General features: G+C 48.5%; 16 protein-coding genes. 11 read left to right on the top strand and 5 right to left on the bottom strand.

The window, feature by feature from the left end; translation table 11 throughout:
- Positions 1-11 precede the first annotated feature (11 nt).
- From dinG to A7975_RS06605, 9 genes are all read left to right on the top strand, one after another.
- Positions 12-2,918: an ATP-dependent DNA helicase DinG gene (gene dinG, locus A7975_RS06645; RefSeq protein WP_065384553.1), complete on the top strand. Its 2,907-nt coding sequence runs from the start codon at positions 12-14 to the stop codon at positions 2,916-2,918.
- Positions 2,915-3,571 carry a redox-sensing transcriptional repressor Rex gene (locus tag A7975_RS06640; protein ID WP_053376360.1) on the top strand — a complete coding sequence of 219 codons (657 nt, stop codon included), beginning with the start codon at positions 2,915-2,917 and terminating at the stop codon, positions 3,569-3,571. The genes dinG and A7975_RS06640 overlap by 4 nt, the downstream gene beginning before the upstream one ends.
- Entirely contained in the window at positions 3,552-4,853 is a 1,302-nt protein-coding gene (locus tag A7975_RS06635; RefSeq protein ID WP_053376359.1) for an amidohydrolase, read from the top strand. The genes A7975_RS06640 and A7975_RS06635 overlap by 20 nt, the downstream gene beginning before the upstream one ends.
- 32 nt (positions 4,854-4,885) lie before the next feature.
- The gene (locus tag A7975_RS06630; RefSeq protein ID WP_053376358.1) at positions 4,886-5,383 is read left to right on the top strand and encodes a cell wall elongation regulator TseB-like domain-containing protein; all 498 of its coding nucleotides are present in this window, start codon (positions 4,886-4,888) and stop codon (positions 5,381-5,383) included.
- Between the two features lie 113 nt (positions 5,384-5,496).
- Positions 5,497-6,027 carry a hypothetical protein gene (locus A7975_RS06625; RefSeq protein ID WP_082198002.1) on the top strand — a complete coding sequence of 177 codons (531 nt, stop codon included), beginning with the start codon at positions 5,497-5,499 and terminating at the stop codon, positions 6,025-6,027.
- 1 nt (position 6,028) lies between these two features.
- Positions 6,029-7,522 (top strand): AAA family ATPase, encoded by a 1,494-nt coding sequence (locus tag A7975_RS06620; protein WP_053376356.1) that lies wholly within the window; start codon positions 6,029-6,031, stop codon positions 7,520-7,522.
- A 151-nt stretch (positions 7,523-7,673) separates the two neighbouring features.
- On the top strand, positions 7,674-8,546 hold the full coding sequence (locus A7975_RS06615; RefSeq protein WP_082198001.1) for a 3-hydroxyacyl-CoA dehydrogenase family protein: 873 nt from the start codon (positions 7,674-7,676) through the stop codon (positions 8,544-8,546).
- Positions 8,546-9,760, top strand: coding sequence for an acetate/propionate family kinase (locus A7975_RS06610; RefSeq protein WP_065384552.1), 1,215 nt, complete (start codon positions 8,546-8,548; stop codon positions 9,758-9,760). The genes A7975_RS06615 and A7975_RS06610 overlap by 1 nt, the downstream gene beginning before the upstream one ends.
- A 26-nt stretch (positions 9,761-9,786) precedes the next feature.
- Entirely contained in the window at positions 9,787-10,467 is a 681-nt protein-coding gene (locus A7975_RS06605) for a DnaD domain-containing protein (protein ID WP_063846103.1), read from the top strand.
- 82 nt (positions 10,468-10,549) lie between these two features.
- On the opposite strand, the gene A7975_RS06600 is transcribed toward A7975_RS06605, so the two are convergent.
- Positions 10,550-11,563 carry a MerR family transcriptional regulator gene (locus A7975_RS06600; RefSeq protein WP_255314215.1) on the bottom strand — a complete coding sequence of 338 codons (1,014 nt, stop codon included), beginning with the start codon at positions 11,561-11,563 and terminating at the stop codon, positions 10,550-10,552.
- A gap of 184 nt (positions 11,564-11,747) precedes the next feature.
- Here A7975_RS06600 and A7975_RS06595 point away from each other — a divergent pair, with 184 nt between their 5' ends.
- Positions 11,748-12,401: a TetR/AcrR family transcriptional regulator gene (locus A7975_RS06595; RefSeq protein ID WP_065384550.1), complete on the top strand. Its 654-nt coding sequence runs from the start codon at positions 11,748-11,750 to the stop codon at positions 12,399-12,401.
- Between the two features lie 126 nt (positions 12,402-12,527).
- Positions 12,528-12,983 (top strand): hypothetical protein, encoded by a 456-nt coding sequence (locus A7975_RS06590; protein ID WP_053376352.1) that lies wholly within the window; start codon positions 12,528-12,530, stop codon positions 12,981-12,983.
- Between the two features lie 70 nt (positions 12,984-13,053).
- On the opposite strand, the gene mtnB is transcribed toward A7975_RS06590, so the two are convergent.
- Genes mtnB through proC form a run of 4 tightly spaced genes read right to left on the bottom strand, consistent with a single transcriptional unit; the run spans position 13,054 to position 16,482 of the window.
- Entirely contained in the window at positions 13,054-13,707 is a 654-nt protein-coding gene (gene mtnB, locus A7975_RS06585) for a methylthioribulose 1-phosphate dehydratase (RefSeq protein WP_065384549.1), read from the bottom strand.
- Positions 13,704-14,387 (bottom strand): 2-hydroxy-3-keto-5-methylthiopentenyl-1-phosphate phosphatase, encoded by a 684-nt coding sequence (locus A7975_RS06580; protein WP_065384548.1) that lies wholly within the window; start codon positions 14,385-14,387, stop codon positions 13,704-13,706. Before A7975_RS06580 ends, mtnB begins: the two co-directional genes overlap by 4 nt.
- On the bottom strand, positions 14,387-15,616 hold the full coding sequence (locus A7975_RS06575) for a 2,3-diketo-5-methylthiopentyl-1-phosphate enolase (RefSeq protein WP_065384547.1): 1,230 nt from the start codon (positions 15,614-15,616) through the stop codon (positions 14,387-14,389). Before A7975_RS06575 ends, A7975_RS06580 begins: the two co-directional genes overlap by 1 nt.
- Positions 15,613-16,482, bottom strand: a complete 870-nt coding sequence (gene proC, locus A7975_RS06570) for a pyrroline-5-carboxylate reductase (protein WP_065384546.1) — start codon at positions 16,480-16,482, stop codon at positions 15,613-15,615. Before proC ends, A7975_RS06575 begins: the two co-directional genes overlap by 4 nt.
- Positions 16,483-16,485: the final 3 nt, after the last annotated feature.

Here is a 16,485-nt window from a genome sequence, read left to right as displayed (position 1 = left end):
TCGGGGAATGAATGAAATTTGCAGTATTGGACTTAGAAACGACGGGACATGGCCACGAGGATGACATTTTGCAAGTTGGTCTGGTCATCGTTTCCGATGAGCTTGAAATCATCGATACGTTTAGCTCCTTTGTTCGGCCTAACATCCCAATACCGGCCTTCATTACACAATTAACCGGCATTGATGAATCGGTCGTTGCGGATGCTCCAAGGCTAAACGAGGTAATCGCGAAGCTTGTCCCCTTATTGGACGACGCGGTACTTGTCGCACACAATGTCGGCTTTGACGCAGGGTTTTTGAACCAAGCGCTGGTACGCTGCGGTTTGCGTTCTTTTGCCGGGCGCAGGCTCGATACCATTGAATTGCTTCGCATATTATATCCTACAATTAATACGTATCAGCTTGGAGCCGTTTCTGAGCTCTTCGGTATACAGCATGATCAGCATCATCGTGCCGACAGCGATGCGCGGGCAACCGCGCAATTGCTGATCGAATCGATTACAAAGCTACGCAAATTGCCGCTGCTCACTTTGCAGCGGCTGTCTGCGCTTGTGGATGATGGCAGCGATTTGAGCTGGTTTATTAAGCATACGCAGCAGCAGATGGAGTATCGAACCGTTTTTGAATCAAATGAATACGACTACTTTAATCAATTCGCGATGAAGGTACGCGAATGGAGCGACGAGCAGCCTGCACGCGCAGGGAGCAGCGACGCTTTGCCGCTGACGGATGTTTCTTTCGACAATTATTTAGCTGAGGTCAGGCAACGTTTTGAACAAAAGTTCGAAAATTATGAAGAGCGTGAAGCGCAGGTAGCGATGTTTCAAGAGGTATACAGTGCGCTTAATCAAAATCAGCATTTGCTTATTGAAGCTGGGACAGGTACGGGGAAGTCATTAGGTTATTTGATTCCGGCTCTATACTATGGCATTCAGAACGGCAAAAAGGTTGTCGTTAGCACGCATACGATTAATTTGCAAGAGCAGCTCAGGCAGCGTGATATCCCGCTGCTCGAAGAGATTTTACCTTTCGAATTTAGAGCTTCTATCTTCAAAGGGCGAGGCAATTACTTGTGCCTCCGCAAATTCGAAGGGAAAGTAAATACGAAGGATTTGGTATCGCCGATTGAGGATACGGTAACTGCCGCGCAGATGGTTGTTTGGCTAGGCGAAACGGAAACAGGAGATCAAGAGGAGCTGAATTTTGGCAACAAAGGCGCTGACTTTTGGTCAACTGTAGCGAGCGATACGGATTCCTGCCTAAACCGGGCATGCCCATGGTTCAAAAGATGCTTTTATCACCGGGCAAAACACGAATCCAATATTGCCGACGTTACGATTACGAACCATTCGATGCTGTTTACGGACGTCCAAGCGGACCATCGTTTGCTTCCAACCTATACTCATCTTATTATTGATGAAGCGCATCATGTCGAAGAGGTGGCAGGAAAGCATCTTGGCATGCAAATCAACTATTTCTCTTTGACGCAGGCTGTGCTTCGCTTATTTAAGGACAGCCGGTCAGGCTTATTGCCAGCGCTCCGCCAAAAGCTGATGTATGAGGATGATGCTCATCAAGCTTCATGGCTGGAGACGATTGATACGGTCATTCCTATTTTTCAAGAGATCAAGGAGCATTGGGATAAGCTGTTCGAGATGCTTTACAGCTTCACGGCGACTTCTTCAGACGGTCCAACCGAGAACGGGCAAACCGTATGCCGTCTTAAGAAAAACGAGCTTCCTGCGAGCTGGGAGGATGGCGTAACGGTTGAAGGAAACTTGCATACGGAGCTGAACCGCGTTACACGAACCGTTGACAAGATGGTTACGGATATTAAGGACCGCGTCGACGATCCTAGCGTGCAGGCGATCATAACCGATTTGAACGGTGCGGTCCGTGATTTATCACGGCTGAAGGATGAGCTGCGGACGTTTATTAAGCTCGATTTGGCGGATTCGGTATTCTGGATCGAAGCAAGCAGCACTTATCGTTACCGGTCTGTGCACCTGTACGGCGTGCCTGTTGATGTAAGCGCTCAGCTGCAAAAATATTTCTTTGATGTAAAAGAAAGCATCGTGTTAACGTCAGCAACGTTATCCGTCCAGAAATCTTTCCAATATGCGGCTGAGCAGCTAGGACTTACGGGTTATGAAGAGCAAGGGCGGCTAAAAACCGTTCAGCTTCCTTCGCCTTTTAATTATAGGGAGCAGGCGCTTGTCGTTATCCCGCGTAATTTCCCGGTATTAAGAGGCGCTGCAGTGGATGATTCTTATCTGGAGATGCTTGTAAAATCACTCGGTGACGCGGCGAAGGAAACACAGGGCAGGATGCTCGTCCTTTTCACATCCTACCGCATGTTGAAGCAAGTTTATGAGCCGCTCAAAGAGATGCTAAGCGCTTCCGGCATTCAAGTGCTGGGCCAAGGGATCGACAGCGGCAACCGAACGAAGCTTACGAGAAGATTCCGCCAAACGCCTGAATCTGTATTGCTTGGCACAAGCAGCTTCTGGGAGGGTGTAGACATCCCTGGCGAGGCTTTGATTTGCTTGGCAATCGTCAGACTGCCTTTTCAGCCGCCAAACCATCCATTGGCAGAAGCTAAAGCTGAAATGCTGCAGCGCCAAAAGCAAAATCCGTTTATGAAGCTGTCCATACCCCAAGCGGTAATCCGTTTTAAACAGGGCTTTGGCAGGCTTGTAAGAACGTCGCAAGACAAGGGCATTGTCATCATTTACGATACGAGAGTCATTGACACGTATTATGGAAAACATTTCTTGTATTCTTTGCCAGGTCCAAAAATCGAAACGATGCATACGGACCAAATGATTGTTCGAATGCGCGAATGGTTATCGGACGAGAAGCCAGGAGTACTGCAGGTTAGTCAAGTAGCGTCAAGTGCAGAGGAGGATAAGCGATGAAGCAAACAAAAATATCGGAGGCTGTCGTCAGGAGGCTTCCGATTTATCTCCAAGTATTGAATGAGATGCATAATCGCGAAATTCAGACCGTTTCTTCACAGGATTTGGGCGTGAAGCTTGATCTTAACCCTGCTCAGATCCGAAAGGATCTTGCCTATTTCGGCGATTTTGGGCGCAAGGGTGTCGGTTATGACGTTGTTTATCTAATCGAGAAGATAAGGCAGATTTTGAAGGTTGATCAGACAATCAAAGTTGCACTGGTGGGAGCCGGTAATTTGGGGCATGCCTTATGCAATTACAATAAATATTCAAAGGATAATATGCAGATTACGGCCGTATTCGATGTGCATCCAAGCAAGATCGGAACGAGCATCAACAATTTGATCGTGCTGCCTATGAGCGAGCTGGTCAAAACCGTTGCGGAGCAGAAGATAAGAATAGGCATCATAACGGTACCTGCCTTCGAAGCGCAAAACGTTGCAAATCAGTTCGTCGAAGCGGGTGTGGAGGGCATTCTAAATTTTGCGCCTGCCATCCTGCGGGTACCCGATGAAATTCGGATACACAATGCGGATTTTACGAAGGAATTGCTTAGCTTAGCCTACTATTTGGTTAGAGAAGGAGAGTCAAAGGATGAGTCAGATTTGGATTGAAAATGGTTTGTTCGTTACGATGGATGACGCAAATCCAACATTTAAAGGACATATGGTCGTTACGAACGACCGAATTACCTACATAGGTACGGCGGCGCCGGAGCAGCTCTCAGAGGACGTTCAAAAAATCGACGGAAGCAAGCTGGCATTTATGCCGGGACTTATTAATACGCATGGTCATGCAGCGATGAGCTTGCTTCGGGGATACTCCGATGATCAAAATCTGCAAGTATGGCTGGAGCAGAAAATGTGGCCGATGGAAGGCAAATATGTCGACCAAGATACACGTGCCGGCAGCGCGCTTGCTATCGTAGAAATGCTGCGCTCAGGCACGACAGCATTCGTGGACATGTACGACCGGATGGATCAAGTGGCTCAAATGGTTGATCAAAGCGGCATTCGCGGCGTTTTGACAAGAGGCGTAATTGGCCTATGCCCGCCGGATGTGCAAGAGTCTAAGCTTGCTGAAGCGATTGCTTTCGCCCGTGATTGGAACGGCAAAGCGGATGGACGCATTACGACGATGATTTCACCGCATGCGCCATATACTTGCCCGCCGGAATATATCGAACGCTTCGTCCAAGCCGCACATGATTATGATCTGCCGCTGCATACGCATATGTCCGAAACCATTGCAGAGGTTGAGCAAAATGTTAAAGATTATGGGCTTCGTCCGGTCGAGCATTTGGATCGCCTTGGTTTCTTCTCGCGCCCATCGCTCGTTGCGCATGCGGTTCATTTAAATGATGCCGAAATCGAGCTTCTAGCTGCAAAAGGAGTAGCGGTATCGCATAATCCGGTCAGCAATCTTAAGCTGGCGAGCGGCATCGCGCGCGTACCAGACTTGATTCGCGCAGGTGTTACCGTTTCACTTGGAACAGACAGCGTTGCAAGCAATAACAATTTGGATTTGTTCGAGGAAATTCGTATGGCAGCGCTGCTGCATAAAGGCGTTTCCGGCGATCCTACCGCAATTCCTGCTTACGAGGCATTAAAGCTGGGTACGGTTTATGGCGCTAAGTCCATCTGGCAGCAGGATCAAATCGGCAGCCTTAAGGTAGGAATGAAAGCCGATTTCATCGCTATTGATATTGAACAGCCGCATTTCTATCCGAAAACAGATATGATCTCGCATTTGGTTTATTCCGGATCTGGACGCGATGTTGCGCATGTGTGGATCGACGGTCGCCAAGTTCTCAAAAACGGCGAATGCACGTTGCTGGATGAGGAGAAAATCCGTTACGAGGCGCAAGCGAGCTTCGACCGCTTGCTGCAAGCCTAATGCGAGTACAATCAAGGAAACGTCCGCCGTTTATGACGCTGAAGCGATGGATCATTTTAATCGCCTTATGTCTCGTGCTGCTTATAACTGCTTTCTTCATTTATTTCCGCGAGATACAGAGCCCGCATTGGGCTGCTATAAAGGACGCCAAGGAGCAAGCGACCAAGGCGGCTGACCTTACATCTATCGAAACGGTCTACCATCACATCTGGAGCAAAGAGAGCTGGATCGTAACAGGCGTCAATCAAGCGGATGAAAAGGTATTCGTCTTTATGACCGGAGACAAGCTGCCCGAAATTGTGAAAGCCTCTGATGGCATCTCTGAGCAAGCGCTAAAGAACTCATTTAAAAATGAGAAGCCTGCTGCGCAGATCAAACGGATTCAACCCGGATTGCTAGATGACAAAAAGGTTTGGGAAGTTTATTACGATAACGGCCAAAAGCCTCAGCACTCGCTATATGATTTCTATAGCTTTGATACAGGGACATTGGTCGAAACATATACATTACCAGCAAAAACGGGGCCATAAGGCTCCGTTTCCTTTTATTGATGGACGATTCCCGCAGGTAAACATGATATACTTTCGTATAGCGGAGTTGATATACGAAATATCAATATACAGCTGCGGGAGGGATTTTGATTATGATAAAACCACGAATAATACCTGTAATCATTACCGCTGCAATTACGGCATCCGTTTTGTTCGGAGGCTGGGCGATTTATAATCAAGTGGCTGTGGCAGCGCCACTAGACAAAGTAGTGAACGAAGTTCACGGGGTCTTATCTTCGGACAAACCATTCATGAACCGCGACGAAGTAAAGATTAAGTTGGAATTGGCGCCTGACGCCAATATTAGAGATATATACGGCAGCATTGCAACGAATGGCAAAGACGTGTTTGGCAATCGCAGGCTCGATCTTGAAATCAAAGGCAAATCGAATAAACAGCTTGATGATCTTTGGTATTCTTCGATGTTCAAAGTTGCAGAAGCAATGGAGACAAAAACGTATTCGAGCATTCCGGCTGCTATGGATGATGCAGCTAAATCGATGAAGGACACAACGGTAACGACAGAAATGGACGATACCAACGTTTATATTACGATTAAAAATACGGAAGCCGTCAAATATGTGGTGCTTCCACGTACGCCAGCCCAATTGGAGGCATGGTAATATGAGAAAATACGGAGCAGATATCGCGATTGGATTTGTACCTGTTCTTATTGCTTTCTTTATTTTTATTGGTCAAAACGTCGTTCCGATGCTGCTGCTCGGCGTTCTTGGCTTTGCAGTCGTCTTTGCAGCACGCGGCAGAGGCAAGCTAACCGCCGTATCCAGCCAGAAGCGCCGCGCCGAAGACAAATCGACACCATTGACCTTTGAACAAATTGGAGGCCAGGAGCGGGCAAAGCAGGAGCTTGTAGAGGCGCTTGATTTTCTTGTGCATCAAGAGCAAATCGTGAAGCTTGGCATCCGGCCGCTAAAAGGCATTCTGCTTTCGGGTCCTCCCGGAACGGGGAAAACTTTGCTTGCCAAAGCGGCGGCGCAGTATACCGATTCGATCTATTTAGCAGCATCAGGCAGTGAGTTCGTAGAGATGTATGTAGGCGTAGGGGCGGGGCGCGTTCGCGATCTGTTCAAGGAAGCCCGCACGAAGGCGAATAAAGCGAAAAAAAGCAGCGCCGTCATCTTTATCGATGAGATTGAAGTCATCGGCGGCAAAAGAGACGGCGGCCAACAACGGGAATATGATCAAACGTTAAATCAGCTGTTGACGGAGATGGATGGCATTTACGCAAATGAATCGCCTCGCATATTGTTAATAGCGGCTACCAACCGTAAAGAAATGCTCGACAGCGCGCTGCTGCGCCCAGGCCGCTTTGACCGGCATATTGGGGTCGATCTCCCGGATAAGAAGGGCAGACTGCATATTTTGAACATCCATGCCAATAATAAGCCAATTGATGAGAATGTGGACCTAGATCGCATTGCCAGAGAGTCATTTGGTTTCTCGGGCGCTCAGCTTGAGAGTGTGATGAACGAAGCAGCGATTTATGCCATGCGTGAAAGCAGCGAAAAAATAGGCGAAAACCATCTATCGATGGCTATTGATAAAGTCATGATGGGCGAGAAAACGGATCGTGAAGCTACGAAGGAAGAACGCGAGCGCATCGCGCTGCACGAGCTAGGACATGCCATTATGGCTGAGGTTGTTCGGCCGGGCAGCGTCTCGCAGGTCGCATTATCGCCGCGCGGACAAGCGCTTGGTTATGTTCGTCACAATCCGCAGCAGGATCAGTACCTTTATACGAAGCAGTTTCTAAATGGCCAAATTATGATTGCGCTAGGCGGGGCGGCCGCAGAGGAAATGTTCTACGGCGGCCGCAGCACAGGCTCGCGAGGCGACTTTGAACAGTCGATGAGCATCGTGAAAACGCTGGTCGAATCCGGCTTGACTGACCTTGGCATCATCGATGCCTCGATGATCACCAAGGAAGCTTATGCGAAAATCAACCGCGAGATTTTAGATGAGCTGATGCTGCAGACAAAAGCGACGCTGGAGTCGAAGCGCGATGTATTTACGCAATCGCTGGAGACGCTGCTGCGCGATGAAACATTGAGCGGAGATGAGTTTAGAAGCCTCTTTTCGGCAAGCTCAGCAGCATAAAGCGTTTACAATATTACAATTTGAAGGCGGAGTGTCTGTCCGCCTTCTCTTTTTGATGAAAACCGTTATAATAAGGTTGAACTATATTTGCAGAGAATGCTTCTCAATAGGCTGCACGAGGCAAACTCACCATATTAAAGGAGCTATTACATTGCACATAAAAACAGTTGGCGTGGTTGGGGTAGGAACAATGGGGCAAGGCATTGCAGAGATGCTTGCTTCGAAAGGGTTAGACGTCATTATCATCGAACGCTCAGATGAGCGTCTTGCATATGGTAAACAAATGATCGAGATAAGTCTGGATAAGCAAATCGAGAAGTGGGCGCTCACGAAGTCAGAGAAGAAGCTGATTATGAATAGAATTGAGCCGACAACCAGCTTCGAGAAATTGGCGGAGTGCGAGCTGATTATAGAAACGATTACAGAGGACCTGGACGATAAAAAAGCGGTTTTCGAGCAGATCGACAGCATTTGCAGTCCAACAGCTATTCTTGCCAGCAATACGTCCACGCTAAGCTTGACGGAGCTTGCCAGCGTAACGAAGCACCCTGAACGTGTCATCGGCATGCACTTTATTTATCCGGTATTCAAAATTGATCTGGTTGAGATCGTTCGTGGTTTAAAAACTTCGGAAGAAACATTTGCACGCACGAAACATTTTGTAGAAGAGGTCATTAACAAAAAAGGAATCATGGTATTTGAATCTCCTGGTTTCGTTACGACGCGCCTTATTTGCTTGTTTATTAACGAAGCGCTCCATGTACTGGAGGAAGGCGTAGCTTCAGCCGAGGATATTGACAATGCTATGCGCATCGGCTATTCGTTCCAGCATGGTCCTTTTGAAATGTGCGACCGCTTCGGCCTTGATTCTGTTCTGGCAGCGCTTGACCGGATGTTCCGCGAGTATGGCGAGCTTAAATACCGTCCATCCATCGTGCTGAAAAAAATGGTCCGTGCCGGGCATCTTGGCGTCAAATCAGGCGTCGGCTTCTTCAAATACGATAAGGATGGGGATCGGATCTAATGAAAGTACTAGTCATCAATGCAGGAAGTTCCTCGTTAAAATATCAGCTATACGACATGCGGGATGAATCGGTGCTTGCAAGCGGCCGAGTAGAGCGCATCGGGATGGATTCTTCCATCGTCACACATGAACCGGTCGATAAACCTGAGGTTCGCAACGTAAGCGAAATTTTAGACCATGTTACAGCGGTAAAGCGCGTAGTGGATATGCTGACGCATCCTGAATTTGGCGCTATTAGCCATTTGAACGAAATCGATGCCGTCGGCCACCGCGTCGTTCACGGCGGAGAAGTTTTCAGCAGCTCGGTGCTCGTTACGCAAGACGTAAAGCTTGAAATTCGCAGGCTGTTTGATCTTGCGCCGCTTCATAACCCTGCTCATATGATGGGGATTACGGCGGTAGAGACGAATTTGCCCGATGTTCCGCAAGCTGTCGTATTTGATACGGCGTTCCATCAGACCATGCCAAATACCTCTTATTTATATCCAATCCCAACGGTGTTATACCGCCGTCACAAAATTCGGAGATACGGCTTTCACGGCACTTCGCACTCCTATGTAAGCGCGCAGGCGGCTGACTATTTGAAGAAACCGCTGGAATCGCTCAAAATGATTACCTGCCACATTGGCAACGGTGCAAGCTGCGCGGCTATTTTGGACGGAAAATCGTTTGATACGAGCATGGGCATGACTCCTTTGGAGGGTCTTATGATGGGCACGAGAAGCGGCGATATCGATCCCGCGATTGTACCGTTTGTTATGAATAAAGAAGAATTGACATTAAATGAAGTTAATTCTATGCTTAACAAACATAGCGGCATGCTCGCGATTTCCGGTATTAGCAGCGACATGCGCGAGGTTACCGAGGCGATGCTCGAAGGTGACAAAAACGCGAAGCTTGCTTTCGACATGTATGCTTATCGGGTGAAAAAGTATATCGGCGCGTACGCTGCGGCGATGAACGGCGTAGATACGATCGTATTTACCGCCGGCGTTGGCGAAAATTCAGTTGCTTTGCGCAAAGCGATTTGCGATGGAATCTCATTCCTTGGCATCGAGCTGGATGAAAGCCGTAACGGTGAGCGCCGCAAGGATGCACGTGAAATTACGACGGACAGCTCGCGCGTTAAAGTACTCGTCGTTCCTACGAATGAAGAGCTGTTGATCGCGAGAGATACGTACAACCTAGTTAAGCAAGCAGCTAAAACATCATAAAAGCTTAGTATAGGGGGCAGCTGGCAGTGAACAACGAGATATGGAAGGCGTATTCGCATGGAATGGCCGCTGCAGTGCAAGAGGGCGGCGTACATGTATCGGCGATGCTCCTTCGCACTTACCGCCAGCTTGATTTGTCGGACTCAGAAGCGATGCTGCTGCTGCAAATCATGGTTTACATGGAAGCGGATTTGAATGATTTTCCGACACCGGAAGAGCTGGCAGAGCGGATGGGGCTGACAGGCCGTGAGGTTGGCCAAATGCTGGGGCGGCTTATGAAGGACGATTTTCTGACGATTGACGAGTATGTGGATATCGGGACTGGCATGCAGTCAGAGCGCTACAACTGGACGGGCTGGCTGCTTAAAGCTGCAGCTCTGACAGCGGAGCAGAAGCGGGAGACGAAGAAGGCTGAACGGCAGCCTGCTAAGCCCAAAGCGGTGTCATCCTCGGATTTGTTCAGCGTATTCGAGCAAGAGTTCGGACGCTTGCTGTCGCCGATCGAATGTGAGACGATTTCCGGCTGGCTTGACCATGACCGTTATACGGATGAAATTATCCGCTTTGCGCTTAAGGAAGCCGTATTCGCAGGCAAGCTGAGCTTGCGCTACATCGACCGGATCCTCATCGAGTGGAGCCGCAATCGGGTTACGAATGCAGAAGAAGCGCGCGCTCATGCGCAAAAGTTTCGTGGAGGAAGAGGCTAAGCCATATGGCTTAGCTTTTTTTGTTTCAATCTCACCAATCTTCTCTAATGATTTTGTTTCGATATGCTGAGCTCCTGAATGCTTAAGGTTTGCTTGCGTAAAGTAGTCCTGTAACTGGATTGAGGCGATCAGTAACCGTTAAATAGCCTCTGCCCTCAAGCCAGCTTGCGAGTTCTGAGGCGGAGGATGGTGTCCATTTTGCCGGTAGATAGGTAAGCGTGCCGTTATGTTGGTTATCAACTAGATGAACTATTAAACCCGTAAGCACAAGCCGTCCGCCATTTACGAGTACCCGGTCCATCTCTTCCAGAGCGAGCAGTTGCTGGGAAGGTGTCAAATGATGCATGGCGAAGCTGCAGCCGATGAAAGAATAGCTTTGGGCAGCTAACGGAAGGGCGAGCAGGTTGCCTTGTTTGGCATCGATTTGCGGCAGCCTTTCTCTTAAGATGGCAAGCATTTCTGCGGATTGCTCAATAAGGGTTAATCGTGCTCCTGTAGAAGCTAATAAAACCGATAAATTTCCGCTGCCTGCACCGAGTTCCAAGCCAAGCTCATCCACACGCGGATCAAGCCATTCGGCGGTTTTTAAGAGAGCTTGGTTATATTGCTCCTCTGAAAGTACGCCTTCAAGCGTCACGATTGGAGCTTTATAGCCATAGCTGAGCGCCATTTTATCATAATTCCACTGGTCGGTCCATGACGCCCGCTCGACGCGGTTCTGCTTCATCTCTTCCGCCGCACTTTCAGCTTGAGTTAGCTCTGCGCGGCCGTTTCGCTGCCAAGCCAAGATCGTCTCGTCAAGTGCCTGAAGCGATTTCGTAGCCGTTATCCATTGCTCATATAAAAGCGCTCGCGCACCGTCAACTTTGCGAATAAAAGCATCAGGTGCATGCAGAACGGCCAGTGCATCTTGAATTGCCGATACCGTCATGCCCAGCTCCCGCAAGGAAATGATCCAGCGCAGCCGAATAAGATCCTCATCGGAGTATGAGCGATAATTATTTTCCGCAGCTTTATAAGGACTAATCAGCCCTTTTTCTTCGTAAAATCGCAGCGTGCGCGGTGTTACGCCGAGCTGCTTTGCAGCTTCATGCACCTTCAATTCAATCAACTCCCTCATGCCATTATGAACATTTCCGTTACGTTAAAGTCAATATGAAATATTATCGCTATTTGTTTGAGAGGGGAGAAGAGAAAGGGATAGCAAGTCATTTACAATTTCCAGATTTTGAAGTATGCTTTTGATTAACATGAATGTCAACGAAAAAGAGGGATACAGCATGTCGCCACGGACAAATGAACAAAATGAAGAAATTCGCAAACAGCGGACAAAAGAGATTTTGCAAGCAGCTATTCTCGTGTACGCGGAAAAAGGTTATGCGGCTGCCGAGATTGGCGAAATAGCGGAACGGGCCGGTCTGGCGCGCGGACTGGTTTATCATTATTTTAAAAACAAGCAGGCGTTGTTTCGTGAGCTTTATGAGGATCGGATGGACAAAAGCGAACAGTTCACGAAGTCCCATTTTGAAAAAGAAGGGGCACCTCTAGACCTGTTCAGTGAGTACGCCCGCATCGTTTGCACGCAAGTATTGGATGATGCAGCTGTGTCACGCTTTTTTATGCGAATTAGCATGGACGTTCATTATTTGTATACGGCGGAGACGTTTTCTCCATTTGAATGGGTGAAGAGCTTTATAAGTCCTATGACGCATGCGATTGAGAAGGGTATCAGCCAGCAGATGATTTTGCCGGGAGACGCTAGCCTTATGGCTATGCAGTTCTGGGGAGCGGTATCGCAAGGCATGAATTATTTGGACAAAGAGCAGCAGGAGCTTATTTCACGGGGCATTTCAGAGAAAGAGATGAAGCAGCGGCTAACGACTGTCTTAGAGCAAGTAATTGAATCTGCATTAGCAGTAATTCGAGTCGGTTAATTTTTTTTGCCCTTTTAATTGACATTCATGTTAGTCAAAAAACAAGGGAGCGATTGAATGACATTAGTAGCGATTAGAAAACAGACATTTGTTTCACTGGATGATGAAAGATTAGGATGGGCATGCATGGAACCCACATTTTCTCGAATTCGCGGAAAAGAGACCTCGATCAAAACGGCAGCCATCTCACAGCTCACGCAAGGACAGCAGGCGTTATGCATGTTCAGAGTGATGTACGACCATGCAAAAAACTCGAGCAGCGAGTATTACGCTTGGATCTCCTATTTGCTGGATAAGCCGTCGTATTGGAACGGGGTGACGGGCGGATTACGTTTCTTTGGCGATGCGCCTATGCTTGAATTGCTTAAAGACACCGAGAAAGTGCTTAAAGCGAGAAATGACAAGCTGGGTTTGCAATGGAGTGACGCCGCGTTTAACGATTTGGGTCATGATGATGTTCTTCTAAGTACTGTAAATCTTCTCTTTGAACGGTTTCTGTTAATTGCTCCTAATTCGTTGAAGCTAATCAGCACTTATATTCGATCCAATCCGCAGCAATTTGTTGAAATCGAAAACGAATAACCGTTATAAAAAAACAGGTGTCCCAACAGCATTCTGCTATTGAGACACCTGTTTTGCATACGTAAAAAATTTATCGATTGCCGTGCTGCAGCAGCTCCAGTCGGTATACATATTCAAAAATAAACTCGAACGCTTCAAGGTGACGCTTTGCTTCGAAAGCATTGGCGCCCCAAGCATAAATGCCGTGCTTGCGAAGTAAAATGCCTGGAATGTTCGGAATGATGCGATCCGTTACCTCGGGAACGATAGAAGGGATGTGAGCGAAGTTGGAGACGATAGGAATATCGATATGCGCTTCCTCATCCCAGATGTTAAAGCCTTTGATAAGCTCAACCCCATCAACCGGCACCGACTTGCGATCCCAGAAGTACTCAGAGATGACGCTGTTGAAAACCGTATGAACGTGGAAAATCGCGCCTGCGCCAGTCAGCTTGTAGATTTCGCAGTGAATAAGGGTTTCTGCCGAAGGCTTCAGGCGAGTGGTCTCGCATGGTTTGCCATCTTGGTCAACGAACAAATAATCCTCAGGCGTATGAACGGTTTTATCTTTGCCGCTTGCCGTAACCGCGAATTGAAAATCATCAGGCTTGAAATCCCCTACACGAATCGATAGGTTGCCGCTTGTGCCCGGAAACCAGCCGCGCGAAGCGAATAGCTCCTTCACGTCACGCAGCTCGGATAGAGCGCGTTGTTTATCTTCTAATGCGATTTGTTGAAAGCTCATTGCGAAGTCGTCCTTTCAGCATTCATATAATGGATGATATCGTGGAAAGTTTCGTATTCATGATGCGCAAGCCCAAGCTCTTTGCATTTCACAGTTAGATGGGAACGTGAGAACACGACATCTGCAAGCTTTGCGCCTTCAAAATCGGTTACGCTGTCGCCGATAATAATCCGTTCGTATTGATCGGCAGGAAAGCGGCGCATAATGGTCGTTTTGCACATGCCGCAATCGTTGATACAATGCCCATCGCATGGATTCGGCCACAATATTTCAATGGATTCGCCGCTAAAGTCGCTTCCGTTGCAATAAATGTGATCACTTGGAATACCGAATTGCTCGAGAATCGGATAAACAAAAAAGTCGATGCCGCCGCTCGTTACGTAAAACTCAATCTGCTGCTCTTTGCAATAAGCGAGAAAATCAGTAAACCCGTCCCGAATGCGGGCATTGGAAATACTGAATGCTACAACTTCCTCTTGCATGGAAGCAGGGAGAAGGCGGAACAATTGCCCGACTCCATCCTTAATCGTAAGCTCCTGCGAAATCGTTTGTTCAGCAATCTTCTCCCAGCCCTCTGGGTTAAAATGTTTGATAATAGCGATAATATTGTCATTTACCGTTATCGTTCCGTCAAAATCGCAGAATACGATGCGTTTCTTAGCTGTTATTTTCTCCGTCATTATTCTTTGATCCCCCAAGCGTTTATAGCGGCCTGCAATGCTTCATTGCCAGGCTGCGCAGCAGCATCGCGAAGCGGCACTTGATTTAATGTAGCAGCAATAGCTTGACGGAACGCTTGTCCGCCAGCCGCTGTGCCCATCGGATGGCCGTGGATGCCGCCGCCTGCATTAACGACAACATCCGTACCGAAGTCTTTGAGAATAAGCGGAACAAGTCCGGGATGAATACCGGCAGACGGAACCGGGAAGCTCGTCCGCAAGCCATGCAGCGGCTCAAGCAAAGCATCCTTAACCGCCAAGTTTTCTTCCTTCGGCATGACTACTGAGCCGTACGGGGAAGGAAAAAGAACGAGATCGGCGCCAGCAAGGCGCATAAGCTTGCCAAGAAGCAGCGAAGCGCTGATTCCGTAGTGCGGCGACGGATACATAGCGCCTGCCATAGCTGGATGAGCGGCTATAGGCACATTTATCGATTTGTCGCTGCTTAGCTCGTGAAGCACATCATAGCCATACGCGAGCACGTTAAACAATAATGCGTTTGCGCCTGCGTTTATCGCTTTGCGTGCATTCGCGGCAAGCTGAGAGGTAGGTCCAGTTAAATTCACAGCGTACAGCAGCTTCTGGCCGGTTTCCGCTTCAGCGCGACGAGCGGCGTCCATGCAAGCCTCAACGCGTTTCTCAAGCGGCGTAAGCGGATTTTCAAACAAGATTTCATCGTCTTTGATCAGATCAACGCCGCCAAGCGCTTGTTTATAGAACTGATCCTGCAAGTTAGCAAGGTCATATCCAACAACCGATTTGAAAATGCTCATTAAAAGCGGCCGCTCCGCAACGCCAAGCAGTTCGCGAACGCCGATTAAGCCAAATTTTGGCCCAGGGAAAGCCGAAGCAAAATGTTCGGATACATCCAGGTCAAGCAGCTTGATTTTGCCATCCATCGAAAGCTTGCCGAACACTGTAACGAGAAGGGCAGGCAGATCGCGGCTAAAGTTTATGTCCGGATATGCAATCTTAATGTCAGCGTAACGTTCGCCAGGCATAGCATTTGCGGGCTCATTGACGGTCACGGACAGCACTTTCCCCAGATGCTTCTCCATGTCTGCTTTTTGCGCTTCAGGAAGCTCGGTCCAGCTGCCAACCGTCAACCCGACTGCTATCGAAAGCGCCTTTTTGTTAAAATCGGCTTTATCGTCATAGGAACGATAGGTTGCGATACATACTCCGTTCATTCCGTAATGCTCCTCTCGATTTCTGCTCCGAGCTCTCCCGCACGTTCGGCAGAGCGCTTGACACCCTTATTGACCGTTTCCAAAAACTGATTCTCGCGCATCAGCTCAATGGCAGCATGCGTTGTGCCGTTAGGCGAAGTTACCTTGCGACGAAGCTCTGCCGGCTCTTCGCCCGTATAACGAATCATTTCCGCAGCGCCGAGCACGGTTTGCACGACAAGCTCCTTGGCCGAAGCCTCGGAAATGCCAAGCTCAATGGCGGATGCAATCATCGATTCCATGAAGAAATACACATAAGCAGGCCCGCTGCCGGATACGCCGGTCACGGCTTGCTGCAAGGACTCATCAACGACGGCATTGATGCCGACGGAGCTGAAGATCGCCTCCGTGATGATTCGCTGCTGCGGAGTCACGTTATCCGAATAGCTGATGCCCGTAGCGCCAAGGCCTATCGTGCTGGAGGTATTTGGCATTGCCCGGACGACAGCGCCTTTTCCGCCAAGCAGCTTCTCGATCGCGTTAATGGATAGTCCGGCAATAACTGAAATAATAAGCTGCTTCGGTGAAACCAATGGTTGGATGGACGCGATAGCTGCGGCAGCATCCTTAGGCTTCATCGCCAAAAAGATAATGTCGGCTTCACGCAAGTAGGCTTCATTGCTTGAGCCTTGAACGATCGTTTGCACGCCGTAACGCTCATTCAGCTCGTTAAGGCGTTCTTCATTTTGCCGATTAAGCATCGAAATTCGGTTTGGCTCAACGAGCTTCTTGTTAATTAAACCTCGCGCGATCGCTTCGGCCATTGAACCAGCTCCGTAGAAACAGATCTGTAGGCTGGCTACTCCAGCTTGTGTTAGCAGGGTCATTGT

This window comes from Bacillus sp. FJAT-26390, from assembly GCF_001682865.1.
In the GTDB taxonomy this organism is placed as follows: Bacteria; Bacillota; Bacilli; order Paenibacillales; family Paenibacillaceae; genus Pristimantibacillus.
The sequence above is the reverse complement of the archived record's forward strand: the minus strand, read 5'-3'. Positions and strand labels throughout refer to the sequence as shown.

Bases quoted from the DNA above. Each gene is read 5' to 3' on its own strand.
- A7975_RS06640 (WP_053376360.1), top strand. From the start codon at position 2,915: ATGAAGCAAACAAAAATATCGGAGGCTGTCGTCAGGAGGCTTCCGATT.
- A7975_RS06590 (WP_053376352.1), top strand. From the start codon at position 12,528: ATGGAACCCACATTTTCTCGAATTCGCGGAAAAGAGACCTCGATCAAA.
- A7975_RS06635 (WP_053376359.1), top strand. From the start codon at position 3,552: ATGAGTCAGATTTGGATTGAAAATGGTTTGTTCGTTACGATGGATGAC.
- A7975_RS06580 (WP_065384548.1), bottom strand. From the start codon at position 14,387: ATGACGGAGAAAATAACAGCTAAGAAACGCATCGTATTCTGCGATTTT.
- A7975_RS06625 (WP_082198002.1), top strand. From the start codon at position 5,497: ATGATAAAACCACGAATAATACCTGTAATCATTACCGCTGCAATTACG.
- mtnB (WP_065384549.1), bottom strand. From the start codon at position 13,707: ATGAGCTTTCAACAAATCGCATTAGAAGATAAACAACGCGCTCTATCC.
- A7975_RS06630 (WP_053376358.1), top strand. From the start codon at position 4,886: ATGACGCTGAAGCGATGGATCATTTTAATCGCCTTATGTCTCGTGCTG.
- dinG (WP_065384553.1), top strand. From the start codon at position 12: ATGAAATTTGCAGTATTGGACTTAGAAACGACGGGACATGGCCACGAG.
- A7975_RS06595 (WP_065384550.1), top strand. From the start codon at position 11,748: ATGTCGCCACGGACAAATGAACAAAATGAAGAAATTCGCAAACAGCGG.
- A7975_RS06620 (WP_053376356.1), top strand. From the start codon at position 6,029: ATGAGAAAATACGGAGCAGATATCGCGATTGGATTTGTACCTGTTCTT.
- proC (WP_065384546.1), bottom strand. From the start codon at position 16,482: ATGACCCTGCTAACACAAGCTGGAGTAGCCAGCCTACAGATCTGTTTC.
- A7975_RS06575 (WP_065384547.1), bottom strand. From the start codon at position 15,616: ATGAACGGAGTATGTATCGCAACCTATCGTTCCTATGACGATAAAGCC.
- A7975_RS06610 (WP_065384552.1), top strand. From the start codon at position 8,546: ATGAAAGTACTAGTCATCAATGCAGGAAGTTCCTCGTTAAAATATCAG.